Consider the following 17139-nt stretch of genomic DNA (forward strand, 5'->3'; position numbering starts at 1 on the left):
TCACTCCGCCGGCGTGGGGCTCTGACAATCTCAGAGACGGGGAACATTGTGGCACCCCGTTGGCCTGCTGCTGACCAATCGTTAGCAGTTGCGCACGAATCACCGGATGGCGTGTTCGGACGATTGCGAAGAGTGTTCACATTGCGGCTCTGGCGGCCTTGAACGCCGCCACCGCGCGCTCGACGTCCTCGGTCGAGTGAGCCGCGGACATCTGGGTGCGGATGCGGGCCTTGCCGTGGGGCACGACCGGGTACGAGAAACCGATCACGTACACGCCGCGTTCCAGCAGCAGGTCGGCCATCCGGCCCGCCTCCGCCGCGTCGCCGATCATGACCGGGATGATCGGGTGCTCGCCGGGCAGCAGGTCGAAGCCGGCCTCGGTCATCCGCGTGCGGAACAGTTCCGTGTTGGCGCGCAGGCGGGCGAGCAGCTCGCCGGAGGACTCCAGCAGGTTCAGCGCCGCCAGCGCGGTCGCCGTGATCGACGGGGCCAGCGAGTTCGAGAACAGGTACGGGCGCGACCGCTGCCGCAGCATCTCCACGATCTCCGCGCGGCCGGACGTGTAGCCGCCGCTCGCGCCGCCAAGCGCCTTGCCGAGGGTGCCGGTGACGACGTCCACCCGGTCGGTGACGCCGAACAGCTCCGGGGTGCCGCGGCCGGTCGGGCCGGTGAACCCGACGGCGTGGGAGTCGTCGACCATCACCAGTGCGTCGTGGCGGTCGGCGAGCGCGCAGATCTCGTCCAGCGGGGCCAGGTAGCCGTCCATGGAGAACACGCCGTCGGTCGCGATCAGGCGGTGCCGCGCGCCCGACGCCTCCTTCAGCTGTCGCTCCAGGTCGGCCATGTCGCGGTTGCGGTAGCGCAACCGGGACGCCTTGCACAGGCGGATGCCGTCGATCACCGACGCGTGGTTCAGCTCGTCGGAGATCACCGCGTCTTCCGGGCCGAGCAGCGTCTCGAACAGGCCCGCGTTCGCGTCGAAGCACGAGCTGTACAGGATCGTGTCCTCGGTCCCGAGGAACTCCGACAGCTTGGCTTCCAGCTCCTTGTGCGGTTCCTGGGTGCCGCAGATGAACCGCACCGACGCCATGCCGAAACCCCACCGGTCCAGCGCGTCCTTCGCCGCCGCCACCAGTGTGGGGTGGTCCGCGAGGCCCAGGTAGTTGTTGGCGCAGAAGTTCAGCACCTCGGCGTCCGTGCCGACCCGCACCGAGGCGTTCTGCGGGGTCGAGATCACCCGTTCCGCCTTGTAGAGCCCCGCCGCGCGGATCTCGTCGAGCTCGGACCGCAGGTGCTCCCGCATCGCGCCGAACATCAGGCCTCCTCTGGTTTCGTGGACCAGTCCAGCAGGACCTTGCCGCACCGGCCGTCGCGCGCGGTGGCGAACGCGGCCTCGTGCTCGGTGTAGTGGAACCGGTGGGTGACCACCGGCGTGATGTCCAGCCCCGCCTGCAGCAGGACCGACATCGCGTACCAGGTCTCGAACATCTCGCGGCCGTAGATGCCCTTGATCGTCAGCATCTTCAGCACCACGTGCGACCAGTCGATGGGGATCTCCGCCGCGGGGAGCCCCAGCATCGCGATCCGGCCGCCGTGCGTCATGTTCGCGATCATGTCGCGCAGCGCCGAGGGCTGGCCGGACATCTCCATGCCGACGTCGAAGCCCTCGCTCATCCGCAGCTGCCCGTACACGTCCGCGATCTTCGTGGTGGTCACGTTCAGCGCCAGGTCCACGCCGATCTTGCGGGCCAGCTCCAGCCTCGGCTCCGACACGTCGGTGATCACCACGTGCCGGGCGCCCGCGTGCTTGGCGACCGCGGCCGCCATCAGCCCGATCGGGCCCGCGCCGGTGATCAGCACGTCCTCGCCGAGCACCGGGAACGACAGCGCGGTGTGCACGGCGTTGCCGAACGGGTCGAAGATCGCCGCCACGTCCAGGTCCACCTCGTGGGTGTGCACCCACGCGTTCTGCTCGGGCAGCACGGCGTACTCGGCGAACGCGCCCGCCGTGTGCACGCCGAGCCCCACGGTGTTCGCGCACAGGTGCCGCCTGCCCGCGCGGCAGTTGCGGCACATGCCGCAGATCAGGTGCCCCTCACCGGACACCAGGTCACCCGGTTTGACCTTGGTGACGGCCGCGCCCACCTCGACGACCTCGCCCGCGAACTCGTGCCCGACCACCAGCGGGGGTTCGATGGTGTTCGCCGCCCACTCGTCCCACGACTGGATGTGCAGGTCCGTGCCGCAGATCCCGGTCCGCAGCACGCGGATCAGCACGTCCCCGGGCCCGGCCACCGGATCGGGCACCTCGGTCAGTTCCAGCCCAGGACCCCGGGCAGCCTTGACCAGAGCCTTCATGGTTCCTCCCTCAGTCCGCGGCGCGGGTGATCCGCCACGACGAGTGGATCAGCAGGTTCCCGATGCGCACGTAGCTGGCCCGGCGGATCACCAGCGAGCCCGCGGTGACCGAACCGGACAGCACGAACCTCGGCGATCCGCCGCCGCTGCCCACCTTGTCCTTGATGCTGCCCGCGGTCATCCGCACCTGGTCGGTCACCACCGACGCGCGGTCGGGAAGCACGAGCTTCACCGACCCGCCACCGCAGTTCAGCTCGATCCGCACCTCGCTGTGGTTGATGCGGGCCTCGGTGAAGTCCAGCTCGGTCGAGCCGAGCCGGTTGTAGATCACCAGCTCGCGCGGCACCGTCCAGGCGCCGGTGCGCTTGAGCGTCGCCATGCTGGCCCGCAGCTCCACCGGCTTCTCCCTGACCGGGGCCGCCGCGTCGGTGTGCGTGACCCCCGGCAGGTCCACGAGCACCGCGTTCAGCTCGCCCCGGGTCCGCGCCGCCAGCGCCTTGTCGGTCCGCTCGGTGAACTCGTCGAGCGACAGCATCCCGTGCCCGATGGCCTTCTGCAGCACGTTCACCACGTGCGTGCGTTCGGCGTCGGACACCCGAAGCTCACGCGGGTCGACGGGGCCGGGTTGCTCGCTCACGTTGATCACTCCCCCACGGAGCCGTCCGCGTTGATCCGTCCGAAGCGGGTGTACGGGACCAGCGCGGGCGGGATCACGACCGACCCGTCCGCCTGCTGGTTCTGCTCCAGGATCGCGACCAGCGTGCGGCCGATCGGCAACCCGGAACCGTTGAGCGTGTTGGCGAACCCCCGCGTGCCGTCCTTGGCCTTCGTGCGGATCCCGGCCCGGCGCGCCTGGAACGTGCCGAAGTCCGACACGCTCGAGATCTCCCGGTACTGCCGCTGGCCGGGCAGCCACACCTCGATGTCGTAGGTGCGTTCCGCGGAGAAACCGATGTCGCCGGCCGCCAGCTTCACCACGCGGTAGGCGAGCCCCAGCTCCCGCAGGCACGTCTCCGCGTGCGAGAGCAGCACGTCGAACTCCTGCGCGGCCCGCTCCGGCGTGCAGAACCGCACCAGCTCGACCTTCTGGAACTGGTGCAGGCGGACCAGGCCGCGGGTGTCCCTGCCGTACGAACCGGCCTCCGACCGGAAGCACGGCGTGTTCGACGTGTACGCGAACGGCAGGTCCTCGGCGGCCAGCGTCTCGCCGGCGTGCAGGTTCGTCAGCGGCACCTCGGCCGTCGGGATCAGGAACAGCTCGCGGTCGGCGGCGGCGGTGCGGAACAGGTCCTGCTCGAACTTCGGCAGCTGCCCGGTGCCGGTCATGGTCGGCCGGTTCACCATCACCGGCACGGAGAACTCGGTGTAGCCGTGCCTCTCGGTGTGCAGCTCCAGCAGGAACGTGGCGATCGCCCGCTCCAGCCGGGCCCCGATCCCCCGGGCCACGCTGAACCGGGGACCAGCCAGTTTGGTGGCCCGCGCGAAGTCGAGGATCCCGAGCCGCTCGCCGAGCTCGACGTGGTCCCTGGGCTCGAAGTCGAACACCGGCGGCTCGCCCCAGCCGCCGACCGTCTCGGCGTCGGCGTCGGTGGTGCCGTCCGGCAGGTCGTCGCTCGGCAGGTTCGGGACGCCGAGCAGGAACTCCTCCAGCTCCGCGGCGAGCTGCCGCTGCTGCTCCTCCAGCTCCTGGACACGGGTCTTCAGCGCGCGGGCGTTGGCTTTCAGCGCGGTGACGTCCTCGCCACGCCTGGCGGCCGCGCCGACCTCCTTCGCGACCCGGTTGACCTCCGCGCGGGACTCGTCCGCCTGCCCGATCACGGCCGTGCGCTGGGAGAACAGCTTCTCCAGGGCGGCCAGGTCGAGGGTGAAGCCACGGCGCGCGAGCTTGCGCACGGCGTCCGTGGCGGGATCGAGCAGTGAGCGCGGGTCATGCATGGCCACCAGCCTACTGAGCGGCGATCCCGCTCATCGCCGCCCGCTGCCGGGTTCCTCGTCGAGCCCGTGCTCGATGGCGTACCTGGCCAACTCGACCCGGTTGTGCAACTGCAGTTTGCGCAGGGTCGACTGCACGTGGTTCTCCACGGTCCGGTGCGACAGCACCAGCCTGGTCGCGATCTGCCGCGCCGTCAGGCCCTTCGCGACCAGGCGCAGCACGTCGGTCTCCCGGTCGGTCAGCCTGGGCTGGTCCCGGGGCCCGGGATCGGCCGCCATGCGCCGGTACTCACCGAGCACGAGCCCGGCGAGACCGGGGGTGAACACGGCGTCGCCGGTCGAGGTGCGGGTGACCGCGTCGACCAGCTCCGCCACCGACGCGGACTTCAGCAGGTAGCCGGACGCACCGGCCTTCACCGCCTCCAGCACGTCCGCGTGCTCGCCGGACGCGGACAGCACCAGCACCCGGGTGGCGGTCAGCTCACCGGTGATCTGCCCGGTCGCGGTCACGCCGGAACCGGCGCCGAGGTTGAGGTCCATCAGCACCACGTCGGGCCGCACGGTCCGCGCGATCCGCACCGCCGAGGCCGCGTCGCCCGCGGTCGCCTTCACGTCGAACCCGCGTTCGGCCAGGTCGCGCGCCACCCCGTCCCGCCACATGGGGTGGTCGTCGACGACCATCACCGAGATCTGGGCACCCGGAGTTCCCACTCGACCCCTTCCCCTGGCGCGGTCTCGAGCGTCACGCTGCCACCCAGGTCGGCGATCCGGCCGCGCAGGGACCCCGCGATGCCCATGCGCCCCTCCCGCTCCGCCTCGGCCACCCGGCCGGGCTCGATGCCGACCCCGTCGTCCCGGACGCTGACCACGATGTCCGAACCGAGGTCTTCGAGCAACACCCACGCCTTCGCCGCCGCGCCCGCGTGCCGGTCGACGTTGGCGAGCGCCTCCCGCACGGCCGAGGTCAGCTCGCCGGCCGTCGCGGCGGGCAGCGGCACGGCCGTCGCGGGCACCGAAACCGACACCCGCCCGGTCTCCAGGAGCTTCAGCCGCGCGCCGAGGTCGGCCTGGCCGCTCTCGGACGTCGTCGGCGCGCTCGACACCAGCGCCCGCAACGCGACCTCCTGCTCACCGGCGAGCGTCGCCAGCGCGGCCGCCTCCCCGCCGAGCTCCGCGCCGCGCCTGCGCACGTGCGCGAGGACCTGCAGCACGCTGTCGTGGATGGACCTGGCGAGCCGTTCCCGCTCTGCCGTCGCCGCCTCGGTGCGCAACGCGGTCGCGAGCCGGGCCGCCGACCGCCGCGACGACGACGCCGCCAGCCCCAGCACGAACCCCACCCCGACGAGGAGCATCAGGTCCCGCGTCAGGTCCGTGTCGACGTAGCCGCGCACCCCGAAGTTGAACGCGGCGACCACCCCGCCGAACACCCCGCCCGCGACGGGACCGGCCGCGACCGCACCGGCGGCGACCACCCCGGTCACCCACACCGTGGGGACCAGCGGCACCGGCTCGCCGTGCAGCTGCAACGGGGTGAGGACCAGCCGGGAACTCGTCATCACCGCACAGCACACGGCGAGGTCCACCACCGCGAAGGCGAGCAGCTTCTCGGTCGGCTTCAGGTACCGGACCGCGACGGCCACCGTCCAGACCGTCATCACACCGGCCATGACCAGCGCCAGCCACGGCCGCCGGTACTCGGCGAGGTGGCGGGCGATGATGCCGAGCGCGAACAGCAGGGTGAGGACCCGCAGCAGAACCGCCGCGCGCCACAGGGGAAGGGTGGGGTCCCCGCCCTGCTGTCCACCGCTCACGGCTGCCAGTCGGCCTTCGTGTCGCCCTCCTTGCCGGCCCCCGGCGGCGGCTGCTCGTCCTGGTTCAGGACGTCGATGTCCGCCGGCTCGACGACGTCGTCGTTCACCAGCGACTTGATGCCCGCGTTCAGCACCGCCAGCAGCGGCACCGAGAGCAGCGCACCCGCGATGCCCGCCGAGAGCAGCCCGGCCGTGATCGCCAGCACCACGGCGAGCGGGTGCAGCCGCACCGCACGGCCAAGCAGCCACGGCTGCAGCACGTGGCTCTCCAGCTGCATCACGCCGATCACGATCGCCAGCACCACCAGCGCCGCGATGAACCCGTTGGCGACCAGCGCGATCAGCACCGCGACCGTGCCCGCGATGACGGCACCGATGATCGGCACGAACGCCGAGAGGAACACCAGCGCGGACAGCGGGATCACCAGCGGCACCTGGAGGATCGCCAGGCCGATGCCGATGCCGACCGCGTCGACCAGCGCCACCGCGGCGGTCGCGCGCACGTAGCTGACGAGCGCGCCGAACCCGCGCCGCCCGGCCACGTCCACCCGGTCCCGCACCCGCGACGGCACGCTGCGCGTCACGAACTTCCAGATGCCGGGGCCGTCGTACAGGAAGAAGATCAGCACGAACACGGTGAGGAGGAAGCCGGTCAGGATCTCGCCGATGGTCGCCGCCGTGGTGAGCGCGCCCTCGGTGATCGCGGTCTGGTTCTCCTGGATCGTGTCGATCGTGTCGTCGATGAACGTGGTGATCTGCTCGTCGCGCAGATGCAGCGGCCCGTCGGTCAGCCACGTCCTGATCTGCTCGAGGCTGTCCGACACCTGGGACTGCAGCTGCGGCAGGCCGTCGGTGAACTGGATGATCACGAACGTCAGCAGGCCGCCGACCACGCCGATGCCCGCGACCATCACGAGGGCGGCGGACAGGGCGCGTGGCACGCCCCACTTCACGAGCCGCTCCACCCCCGGCGCCATCAGCGCGGCGAGCAGCAGCGCGATCGCCACCGGCACCATCAGGTGGGAGAAGTAGCCGGCCAGCCAGATGATCACGTACAGCGCGGCGATGACCATGAGGAAGCGCCATGCCAGCGCGGCGCTCACCCGTAGCCCGGTCGGCACCAGGCCCGTCACGTCGTGGGGCGGTGTTCGTCGGCGCTTCTTGCGTTCCGGTGGGGGATTCTCTTCGGGAGGCGAGGTCACCTACGCAAGGTATCGAGCAGGCCGGACATTTGGCAGCGGATCGCCCCGACCACCGCTGACTACGTTCCGTCAGGTCCAGCTGCACACTGTGTTCGTCACACGATCGGGGGGAGTGTCCCCTTGGGACGTGCGAGCCGGGGGCCATCGATGACAGTGTCTCGGCTGCACGGCTTGCGGAACCGAACGTGATCGAACGATCGCCCGGTGTGGCTTCCCGCCCCGTCCTACTCAGCGAGGTTCAGTGGATCAGGCGAAGAACGACGTCTCGCAGACCGCCGCGTTCGCGCGGCGTGTGGTCTGCCGGACGTTGACGGTCGTCGGCGGCATCGCCGCCGGGACCGCGCTCGCCTGGTCGCTTTCCACGGCCGCCGCGTCGGCCGACGCGGCGGCACCGCTGCCGCCGGTCGAGGAGCGGGTGCAGACGGTCGTCGCCGAGGTCGAGGACTTCGCCGCGCCGGTCGAGTCCGCGGTCGAGTCCGCGGTCGGCACCGTCGCGCGGCACCTGCAGGACCCGCCGCCACCGCCGAAGAACCCGTTGCGGGACCTCGGCGCGAAGGTGAAGGACGCCACCGAGAAGCTCCGTTCCGACACGGCGCGGGGCATCGAACGGCTGCCCGGCACCGCCGACAGCGGCGCGCGGAACGCGTACCCGGCCGACGGCCACGGCCGCTCGGCCCTCCCCGCCGCCCCGGCGCTCGCGCCGGTCGTGGCCGCGGTGGCACCGGCCGCCGGCATCGACGCCGACGCCACCGCCCACCGCACAGCACAGGACCGCGCCTTCGCCGACGGCATGAGCAGGCGCGGTTCCCCGGAGCCGGTCCTGCCGATGCTCCCCGGCCTTCCCAACGTGCCCGCTCCGCTCCCGTTCGCCCCGACCGGGGTGCCGACCACGGGCGGCCACAGCTCGGCGGGCAACCCGGCCGACTCGCACCTGTTCGCCGCGCTTCCGTGGCAGGACAACGTTTTCAGCCTCACGCGCGGCGGTATCGCCGCGGCTTCTGACGCGGCCACCTTCGGCCGTCCGGGCGCCCAGCCCGGTGTCGCACCTGACTGACCTCTGACCGGCGCGTCCGCCATCAGCCTCTGAGCGCTGAGCGGACACCGCACCGTGTCCGCTTTCGCGGAGCTCGTCGAGTTAACGCCGACACAGCACGGTGCCGCGCCCTTCACCCCCCAGCGGGCATTCCCGCGCCTTCCCACAGACCCGGGTGGCCGACTGCCCCGACGCGCATGCCCCTCCGCGTCCGGCCACCCGCCAAAACCCCCTCACAGGGAAAACGAAAGGAGCATCCAACGATGCAAACCTGGGCCAAGCGCGGTCTCCAGACCGCGCTAGTCACCGGTGGTTTGCTGATGCTGGGTACCGGCATCGCTTCTGCCGACGAGGACGTGAACCCGGACAAGCCGGCGTCGCCGCTCGACGGCTCGGTCACCGTCCCCGTCCACATCGACAACAACGTGCTCGGCACGCCGTTCGGACAGAAGAACGTGCAGCCAGTGCACAAGGACGTCGCAGTCGACTTCTCCCAGGTCACCGGCGCGCTGCCGGTCGCGAAGGCCACGCAGGTCACCGACCCGCTCGTCGCCAGGGCGACCGCACCCGCTGTCACCAAGGTCCAGAGCGCCGTCGCGCCGCTGCCGCAGCAGGGCCGGGACTTCGCCGCGCCGCTCGCGGACAAGGCCACGCCGGTCGCCGACAAGCTGAGGACGCTGCCAGGCGGCGACAAGCTGCCGCCCGCCCCCTCGCTGGACAAGGTGAACGTCCCCGCCGTCGACAAGGTGGGTGGCACCCCGGGACAGGACAACCAGATCAACACCGACCTGGTCGTGCCGGTCGACCTCTCCGGCAACGCGGTCGCGCTCGTCGGCAAGGCCGAGACGACGAACGACTCCCACCACGGCTACGGCACGTACCGCGACACCGCGGCAGGCGGTGCGGGCAGCTTCGTCGGTGGCAACGTGGTGGACCTGGACTGGGCGCTCCCGGTGCAGGTCACCAACAACGCCGTGGCCGGCTTCGGCAAGGCGTCCGCTGCGGGCACCACCTCGCAGGAAGCGTGGGCAACGGGCAACATCGACACCGCCGGGTCACACAGCGTCCTCGGCGGCAACGTCGTCGCGCCGCAGTTCGCGACGCCGGTCCAGGCCGACGGCAACGCGGTCGCGGGCGGCGGCTTCGCCGACGCCACCTCGGAGGCGGCCACCGCCGCGGCCTCCGGCGGTTCCATCCGCACCACCGGCGCGGACAGCGTCGGCGGCGGCAACGCCGTGCCCGTGCCGGTCGCCGTGCCCGCGCGGCTCAACGGCAACGCGGTCATGGGTCTGGGCAGGGCGGCAGCCGCCACCGAGTCCACCGCCGACGCCACCTCGGGCACCACCCGCACCGGCAAGCACAACGTCCCGACCTACGTCGAGACCAGCGGCGAACCGGCGCTCGCGGCAGGCAACGTCGTGCAGCCCGCGACGTCGGGCCCGGCCATGCTGTGCGGCAACGCAGGCGGGGTCGGCGGCTCCGCCGACGCGACCTGCGACGCGGCGACCACCACCGACGCGGGCGACACCAACCGCAGCACCGGCGCGGGCTCCGTCGCGTCCGGCGCCATCGCGGACGCCCCCGTGGCGCTGCCCGTCCAGGGCTTCGGCAACGCGGCGGCCGGTGTCGGCGAGGCGACCGCGGTGAGCGAGAACGCCGTCGACTCGACGGCGGGCGGCGCCTCCTACACCCGCGGCCACGGCAGCGCCCTGTCCGGCACCGTCGCCAAGGCGCCGGTGTCCGGCTCCGGCGACGTGTTCGCGAACTCGATGGCCGCCAGTGGTCACGCGGGTTCGGCCGCGCAGAACGACGCCGTCATGCACTCGGGCGGCCACGCGGGCACCACCGGTGACGACTCGCTGGCCGGCGGCGACATGATCGCGGTACCGGTGGTCGCGCCTGGCGAGGCGTACGGCAACGCGGCCGCGGCGGGCAGTGGCGGCGCCGAGGCGGCGGCCGTGGAGACCAAGACCACCAAGTCGGGCAGCGGCCGCAACACCGACGACGACTACGGTGTGCTGGCGTCGAACCTCGTGACCGTGCCGGTCGCGACGGCCGCGCAGCTGTTCGGCAACGGCGCGGGTGCGCTGGCCGCCACGGACGCCAAGGCATCCGCCGTCGAGGAGGTCTCGGCAGGCGGCGACAATCGTGCGACCGGCACCGCCGGTCTCGGTTCCGGCAACATCGGGCAGGTCCCGGTCTCCATGCCGTTCCAGGTGTTCGGGAGCGGCGTCAGCGGGTTCGGCAAGGGCACGCAGGCCGCGGTCAACCAGACCGAGATGGAGGCCGGTGGCGACTCGGTCAGCGACGGCACGCGGGGCACCGGCTCCGGCAACGTCGTGACCGCTCCGGTCGCGGGCGCGGGCCAGGTGTACGGCGAGTCCTTCGCCGCGCAGGGCGTCAACCGCGCGCTCGCCGCGTCGCGGACGGAGACCGAGGCCGGTGGTGACACCGTGACCAGCGGTCGCAACGGGCTGGGCTCTGGCAATGTGGCCGCACCGCAGGCGCTGCCGCTCGCGCAGAGCTTCGCCGTCGCCGCGCCGGGGGTCGGGGGGACCAACGCCGCGGCGGCGACGAACGACACCGATGCCGAGTCAGGAGGGGACATCGACACCACCGGTGACCAGGGCGTGCTGTCCGGCAACCTGGCCGACGTGCCCGCGGCCGCGGCTGTGCAACCGTTCGGCACCGCGGTGGCGGGCCGTTCCTACGCACAGGGCCTTTCCCACACGAAGGGCAAGGTCGGTGGCACGTCCACCACGAGCGGTGCGGCCAATTCGCTGTCCGGCATGGACGACACCGTGCCGGCCGCCGTCAACGCCCCGATCTACGACGTGCCGGTCGACGTGCTCGCCAGGGCGATGGCCGAGTCCGCGAACAACAGCGACCTGCAGGTCGGCGAGAGTGACTCGCACCTGACCCTGCCGGTCACCGGCGTCCTGTCGCCGACCGAGCTGCCGTCGTTCGCGGCGCTGCCGTCGTTCGCGCCGCAGCGGTCCGTGCCCAGCGACGACGTCCACGGCACGTTCACCGGCATGCTGCCGAGTCTCCCGGGAGGCACGATCGGCCTGCCCGGCCGGGACCGGATCGGCGACGTCGCTGACCTTGCGGTGAACGGCGGCCTCGCGCAGGCCCCGCAGATCCTGCCCGCGTCTGCCCGTGACGACGTGTCCCCGCTGGGATCGCTGTCCGGGCAGGTGCCGGTCGTGGGGCTGGGCAACCTGGTGACGCAGGGTCTGCCGACCACGCCGCCCGCGCAGCGTGACCTTCCGCGGACGCCGGAGCTGCCGCTGGGCGATCCGCCGCTGCCCACACAGCTGGCGGTCACCGGGCTGGGCAGCCTGCCGACGCAGGGCCTGCCCGGCACGCTGCCGGGGCAGCGTGATCTGCCGGAGCTGCCGCTGGGCGGTGAGATGGTGGCGGAGCTGCCGGTCTCTGGGTTGGATGACCTGCCGACGCAGGACTTGTCCGCGCAGCGTGATCTGCCGGGGACGCCGGAGGTGTCGCTGGGTGGTCAGACGCTGACGCCGCTGCCGCTCGCGGGGTTGGGCGGTCTGCTGGCGCAGGGCCTGCCGACCACGCTGCCCGCGCAGCGTGACCTGCCGCGGACGCCGGGGTTGCCGCTGGGCGGTGAGATGGTGGCGGAGCTGCCGGTCGCGGGGCTGGACGACCTGCCGACGCAGGTTCTGCCCGCGCAGCGTGATCTGCCGCGGACACCGGAGCTGCCGCTGAGCGGTGAGATGGCGGTGGCCGGGTTGGACGACCTGCCGACCCAGGGCCTGTCCGCGCAGCGTGATCTGCCGGGGACGCCGGAGGTGTCGCTGGGTGGTCAGACGCTGACGCCGCTGCCGCTCGCGGGATTGGGCGGTCTGCCGACGCAGGGCCTGCCCGCGCAGCGTGACCTGCCCCAGACACCGGGGTCACCGCTGCCGGTCGCGGGGCTGGACGACCTGCCGACGCAGGTTCTGCCCGCGCGGCGTGACCTGCCGCAGACCCCGGGACTGCCGCTGAGCGGTCAGTCGCTGCCGGGCGTGGAGCTGGACGACCTGCCCACGCAGAGCCTGCCCGTGCAGCGTGAACTGCCGCAGGCGAAGGTGTCGGTCGCCGGCCGGACCCTGGCGCCGCTGTCGGGACAGCTGCCGGTCGCGGCGCTGGACAACCTGCCGACGCGCGGTTTGCCCACCACACTGCCCGCGCAGCGGGACCTTCCGCGGACGCCGGAGCTGCCGCTGGTCGGTGCCGCGCTGGCGCCGCGCTCGGGGATCTCGGCCGGCCAGTTCGGTGGGTTCGGCTTCGGCCGCGCGGACCTGCCCGCCGACGCCAACGCCGTCACCACGGTCATCCCCGCGATCCCCGCGGCGGGCGACCCGACCGACATCACGACGGTCCTGCCGGTCATCCCGGCCGTCGGCACCCGGCAGGGTGCCGCCGAGGCCGCCGCGCTGGAGCTGGACGGGTCGTCGCTCGACTCGACCCGCGCCGCGCTGGCGAACCTCTTCACCACCCACCCGATCGCCTGACCGGGTAGCCGAGAAAGGGCCCGGGAGCAGCGCTCCCGGGCCCTTTCCCATGCCCGGAAAGACGCGTCCGGACACTCGACGACTTTCACTGGTCCCAGTTCCCCAGCCATTTCGGCACCGGCACCCCGACCGCTTCCGCCAGTTCCCGGGCGTCCTGCCGCAGCCGCGTCAGCTCCTCGCGGGGATCGGCGGCGGCCCCGACACCCCGCACGACCCCGGCGAGCGCGTGCAGGTCGTGCTCCCGCGCGGCGTTGCGCACCCGCGAGGGCACCGAACTGTCGAAGGCCACGCCGAACCGCTGCAACCCGGTGCCTGCCCGCGCGCACGCGGCACACGAGCAGTCGGTGATCTCGCTGCCCTTCAGGTCCACCCCCCGCTGCCAGTGCAGCAGCCGAGGAACGAACACCTGCGGACTCCGCCTGGGCACCACCCCGTCCGCGCGCCGCGCGACCGGACCACCGAGGTGCCGCGTCGACGAGGAAAGCCCGATGGCGGCGACCTTCGCCCCGGCGGCGACAGCGGGAATCCCGATCGGCCCGGTGCGCAGCAACTCGAGCTTGCGCCCGGTCCGGTTGCTCCACCGCAGCAGCCGCCGCAACCCCTGCACCTTGTAGGACGAGTCGACCGGGTCGAACGGCGCCCCGAACACGAGCGACACGTCCCGGCCCGCGGCCCGCAACTGCTCGGCGAGCACCCCGCTGTGCTTCGACCCGAGCCACCCGCCGTCGAGCACGAGTGTCACCGACACCGGCACGGGATAGTCCCGGTGCAGCTCGGCCTTGAGCTCGTCCACCTGCCCGACCCGCAACCGTGGCCCGGCGGTGCGCACGACGGGCAACCCGAGCTCGGCCTGCGCCTCGACCCAGTCGAAGACAGGAAGGTCGAGCTCGAACCCAGCTGCCCCCGCACGACAGGAGCGACGGGCTTGCCCCGCGCGAGATAGGCGGCCGGGTCGAGATCGACGCCCTTCAGCTCCCCGGCCCGGTCCAGCACACGCGCGATCCTCAGCCCGTGCACCCCCTGCAACGTGACCGCCCCGAACGCGTCCCGGTTGGCCAACGCCTCGGCGGCACTGCACCGCCCGAGATACGCCTGCACCCGCCCGAGCGGGGCACGCCGATCAGCCATGCCTCACACGGTATGTGACGCGGTCAGGACTGGGCCAGGTCGGCGAAGCGGCTGTAGTGGAGCTGGTGGGCGACGGTGATGGTGGCGGTCGGGCCGGCACGGTGCTTGGCCAGGATCAGGTCCGCCTCGCCCGCGCGCGGGTCGTCGCGTTCGAAGGCGTCCGGGCGGTTGATCAGGATGACCATGTCCGCGTCCTGCTCCAGGGAGCCGGACTCACGCAGGTCGGACAGCATCGGGCGCTTGTCGGTGCGTTGTTCCGGACCGCGGTTCAGCTGGCTGATCGCGACCACCGGCACCTCGAGCTCCTTGGCGAGCAGCTTCAGCTGCCGCGAGAACTCCGAGACCTCCTGCTGCCGCGACTCGACCCGCTTGCCGGAGGTCATCAGCTGCATGTAGTCCACGACCACCAGCTTCAGGTCGTGCCGCTGCTTGAGCCGCCGCGCCTTCGCGCGGATCTCCATCATCGTCATGTTCGGCGAGTCGTCCACGAACAGCGGCGCCTCGCTGATCTCACTCATCCGCCGCGCGAGCCTGGTCCAGTCGTCGTCGGTCATGCGACCGCCACGCATGTCCTGCAGCCGGATCTTCGCCTCGGCCGACAACATGCGCATGACGATCTCGGTACGGCTCATCTCCAGCGAGAAGATGACGCTGGTCATCCCGTGCGTCACCGAACACGACCTGGCGAAATCCAGTCCCAAGGTCGACTTGCCAATCCCGGGACGTGCCGCGACGATGATCATCTGGCCGGGGTGCAGGCCGTTGGTCACGGCCTCCAGGTCGGCGAAACCCGTGGGGACGCCGAGCGAGGTGCCGCCGCGGGAGGCGATCGCGTCGATCTCGTCCATCGTCGGCTGGAGGAGTTCCTCCAGCGCCACGTAGTCCTCGGTCGTGCGGCGTTCGGTGACGTCGTAGATCGCCGACTGGGCGCGATCGACGATCTCGTTGATGTCCGCGCCCTCGGCGCCCGCGTAGCCGAGCTGCACGATCCGGGTGCCCGCCTCGACGAGCCTGCGCAGTGTCGACTTCTCGGCGACGATCTCCGCGTAGTAGCTGGCGTTCGCGGCGGTCGGCACCGTCGCGATCAGCGTGTGCAGGTACGGGGCGCCGCCGACCCTGCGGATCTCGCCGCGGCGCTCCAGTTCGGCGGCCACGGTCACGGCGTCGGCGGGCTCGCCTCGGCTGTACAGGTCGAGGATGCAGTCGTACACCAGCTGGTGCGCGGGCCGGTAGAAGTCGCCGGGGCGCAGGACCTCGACGACGTCGGCGATCGCGTCCTTGGACAGCATCATGCCGCCGAGCACGCTCTGTTCGGCGGTGAGGTCCTGGGGTGGCTGCCGGTCGAAGCCGTTGCCGCCGTCCGGAGGGCCGGCCGCGGCCGTCCGGTCATCGGTCAGAGCCACCGAAATGCCCCCTCATCTGTCGAACAGATGTTCGACTACCAACATTATGCACCCTCGGCGACGACGGCAAGGCACCGTGATCCGCGCACGCAGAGCCAGCGGGACAAGCGGAACCTAGGGCCCTTCCGCCCAGCCCGCAAACAGCCCTGTGGACAGACCTGGGGATGGTTCGCGGCAACGAGTCACAGCCCGGTGGGCGGCCTGGGGATAACCTGGGGACAGCCCACGTCATCGCCAAAGAAACCCCTGATCAAGGGCTGTGTACAGGTTGTGGAAAAACCAACCGGTGAAGCACCGGCGTGTCGGGCGGAAGCCGCACGCTCGGCGTGTCGTCGAACCGGAGCGACAGAACACCCGTCAGCCCCGGTCGAGTGGTGTACCCGACACGGGGCTGACGCGTTGCTGGTTACTCTCCGTCGATAGTTCGAGGTGCCCCGGCAGCGGACGTTCGCTGCGCGAGCTTCGCTCAGGAGGCCGTGACCTCGAGCTTGAACGCGACGGTGACCTCGGGGTGCAGGCGCACGTTGACCGAGTGCCTGCCGACGGTCTTGATGTGACCGGACAGCTCGACCGCACGCTTGTCCAGCACCGGACCGCCCGCGGCCTTGACCGCGGACACGATGTCGGCCGTGGTGACCGAACCGAACAGCTTGCCGGAACCGGCGGCGGCCTTGGCCTTCAGCTGCACCGGCTCGATCTTCTCGATCGCGGCCTTGACCTCCTGCGCGTGGTCGAGGCCACGGATGGCCCTGGCCCGCTGCGCACGGCGGATGGTCTGCACCTGCTTCTCGGCGCCCTTGGAGGCGACGATCGCGAGTGACCGCGGCAGCAGGTAGTTGCGGCCGTAGCCGTCCTTGACCTCGACGATGTCGCCGGGGCCACCGAGGCCCGCGACATCAGCGGTGAGGATGAGCTTCATCGTGACTCCTCAGATCAGCGCGCGGTCGAGGTGTAGGGCAGCAGAGCCATCTCACGCGCGTTCTTCACCGCGATGGCGACGTCACGCTGGTGCTGGCTGCAGTTGCCGGTGACCCGGCGGGCACGGATCTTGCCGCGGTCGGAGATGTACTTCCGCAGCAGCGTGGTGTCCTTGTAGTCGATGTCCTGCAGGTCGGCCTTGCTCTTGGCCTTCTTCTCCGCCTTGCAGAACACGCAAACCTTCTTCTTCGGCTTGCGAATGGGTGGCTTGGCCACGGTATTACTCCTGAGTCTGGTCTATCCGAAAGAAGCTGTTGGTCAGAACGGCGGCTCGTCCGAGAACCCGCCACTGGCACCGGCGGGCGGGGCCGAGCCCCACGGGTCGTCGGCCGGGGCGCTGCCGCCACCGCCGCCGCCGCCACCACCGAAACCGCCGCCGCCACCACCACTGCCGCGGGCCACCTTGTTGACCTTCGCGGTGGCGTAGCGCAGTGACGGACCGATCTCGTCGACCTCGAGCTCCACGACGGTGCGCTTCTCGCCCTCACGGGTCTCGAAGGACCGCTGCTTGAGCCTGCCGCTGACGATGACGCGGGCGCCGCGCGTGAGTGACTCCGCCACGTTCTCCGCGGCCTGCCGCCAGATGTTGCACCGGAGGAAGAGGGCTTCGCCGTCCTTCCACTCGCCGCTCTGGCGGTCGAGGGTGCGGGGTGTCGACGCCACCGTGAAGTTGGCGACCGCCGCGCCGGACTGCGTGAAGCGCAGCTCGGGGTCCGCGGTCAGGTTGCCGATAACGGTGATGATCGTGTCGCCGGCCATGTTGTTACCTCCGGT

Annotated in this window: 14 protein-coding genes; 2 read left to right on the forward strand and 12 right to left on the reverse strand. The window is 71.6% G+C overall.

Annotated elements, in window-relative coordinates:
- Nucleotides 1-136 precede the first annotated feature (136 nt).
- The 7 genes from ACFPCV_RS15570 to ACFPCV_RS15600 are packed head-to-tail and all read right to left on the reverse strand — an operon-like array spanning nucleotide 137 to nucleotide 7234.
- Entirely contained in the window at nucleotides 137-1315 is a 1179-nt protein-coding gene (locus ACFPCV_RS15570) for a glycine C-acetyltransferase (protein ID WP_378056839.1), read from the reverse strand.
- A complete protein-coding gene (gene tdh, locus ACFPCV_RS15575; RefSeq protein ID WP_378056840.1) occupies nucleotides 1315-2358 on the reverse strand; it encodes an L-threonine 3-dehydrogenase in 1044 nt (347 codons plus the stop codon). Before tdh ends, ACFPCV_RS15570 begins: the two co-directional genes overlap by 1 nt.
- A 10-nt stretch (nucleotides 2359-2368) precedes the next feature.
- Nucleotides 2369-2995 (reverse strand): DUF1707 SHOCT-like domain-containing protein, encoded by a 627-nt coding sequence (locus ACFPCV_RS15580; protein WP_378056841.1) that lies wholly within the window; start codon nucleotides 2993-2995, stop codon nucleotides 2369-2371.
- A gap of 5 nt (nucleotides 2996-3000) precedes the next feature.
- Entirely contained in the window at nucleotides 3001-4293 is a 1293-nt protein-coding gene (gene serS / locus ACFPCV_RS15585; protein ID WP_378056842.1) for a serine--tRNA ligase, read from the reverse strand.
- 30 nt (nucleotides 4294-4323) lie between these two features.
- Entirely contained in the window at nucleotides 4324-4971 is a 648-nt protein-coding gene (locus ACFPCV_RS15590) for a response regulator (protein WP_378056949.1), read from the reverse strand.
- Entirely contained in the window at nucleotides 4971-6101 is a 1131-nt protein-coding gene (gene macS, locus ACFPCV_RS15595; RefSeq protein ID WP_378056843.1) for a MacS family sensor histidine kinase, read from the reverse strand. The genes ACFPCV_RS15590 and macS overlap by 1 nt, the downstream gene beginning before the upstream one ends.
- A complete protein-coding gene (locus tag ACFPCV_RS15600; protein WP_378056950.1) occupies nucleotides 6098-7234 on the reverse strand; it encodes an AI-2E family transporter in 1137 nt (378 codons plus the stop codon). Before ACFPCV_RS15600 ends, macS begins: the two co-directional genes overlap by 4 nt.
- Nucleotides 7235-7544: 310 nt before the next feature.
- Between ACFPCV_RS15600 and ACFPCV_RS15605 the strand changes: the two genes are divergently transcribed.
- A complete protein-coding gene (locus tag ACFPCV_RS15605; RefSeq protein WP_378056844.1) occupies nucleotides 7545-8357 on the forward strand; it encodes a hypothetical protein in 813 nt (270 codons plus the stop codon).
- Nucleotides 8358-8599: 242 nt separating this feature from the next.
- Nucleotides 8600-12856 carry a hypothetical protein gene (locus tag ACFPCV_RS15610; RefSeq protein WP_378056845.1) on the forward strand — a complete coding sequence of 1419 codons (4257 nt, stop codon included), beginning with the start codon at nucleotides 8600-8602 and terminating at the stop codon, nucleotides 12854-12856.
- An 85-nt stretch (nucleotides 12857-12941) separates the two neighbouring features.
- On the opposite strand, the gene ACFPCV_RS15615 is transcribed toward ACFPCV_RS15610, so the two are convergent.
- The 5 genes from ACFPCV_RS15615 to ACFPCV_RS15635 form a co-directional block, all read right to left on the reverse strand.
- Nucleotides 12942-13685 (reverse strand): hypothetical protein, encoded by a 744-nt coding sequence (locus tag ACFPCV_RS15615; protein WP_378056846.1) that lies wholly within the window; start codon nucleotides 13683-13685, stop codon nucleotides 12942-12944.
- A 322-nt stretch (nucleotides 13686-14007) separates the two neighbouring features.
- On the reverse strand, nucleotides 14008-15387 hold the full coding sequence (gene dnaB / locus ACFPCV_RS15620; protein WP_378056847.1) for a replicative DNA helicase: 1380 nt from the start codon (nucleotides 15385-15387) through the stop codon (nucleotides 14008-14010).
- A gap of 466 nt (nucleotides 15388-15853) precedes the next feature.
- Nucleotides 15854-16306: a 50S ribosomal protein L9 gene (rplI, locus tag ACFPCV_RS15625; RefSeq protein WP_378056848.1), complete on the reverse strand. Its 453-nt coding sequence runs from the start codon at nucleotides 16304-16306 to the stop codon at nucleotides 15854-15856.
- A gap of 14 nt (nucleotides 16307-16320) precedes the next feature.
- Nucleotides 16321-16581, reverse strand: coding sequence for a 30S ribosomal protein S18 (gene rpsR / locus ACFPCV_RS15630; RefSeq protein ID WP_378056849.1), 261 nt, complete (start codon nucleotides 16579-16581; stop codon nucleotides 16321-16323).
- 42 nt (nucleotides 16582-16623) lie between these two features.
- A complete protein-coding gene (locus ACFPCV_RS15635; RefSeq protein WP_378056850.1) occupies nucleotides 16624-17124 on the reverse strand; it encodes a single-stranded DNA-binding protein in 501 nt (166 codons plus the stop codon).
- Nucleotides 17125-17139: the final 15 nt, after the last annotated feature.

Source organism: Actinophytocola glycyrrhizae, assembly GCF_042653545.1.
GTDB lineage: Bacteria > Actinomycetota > Actinomycetes > Mycobacteriales > Pseudonocardiaceae > Actinophytocola > Actinophytocola glycyrrhizae.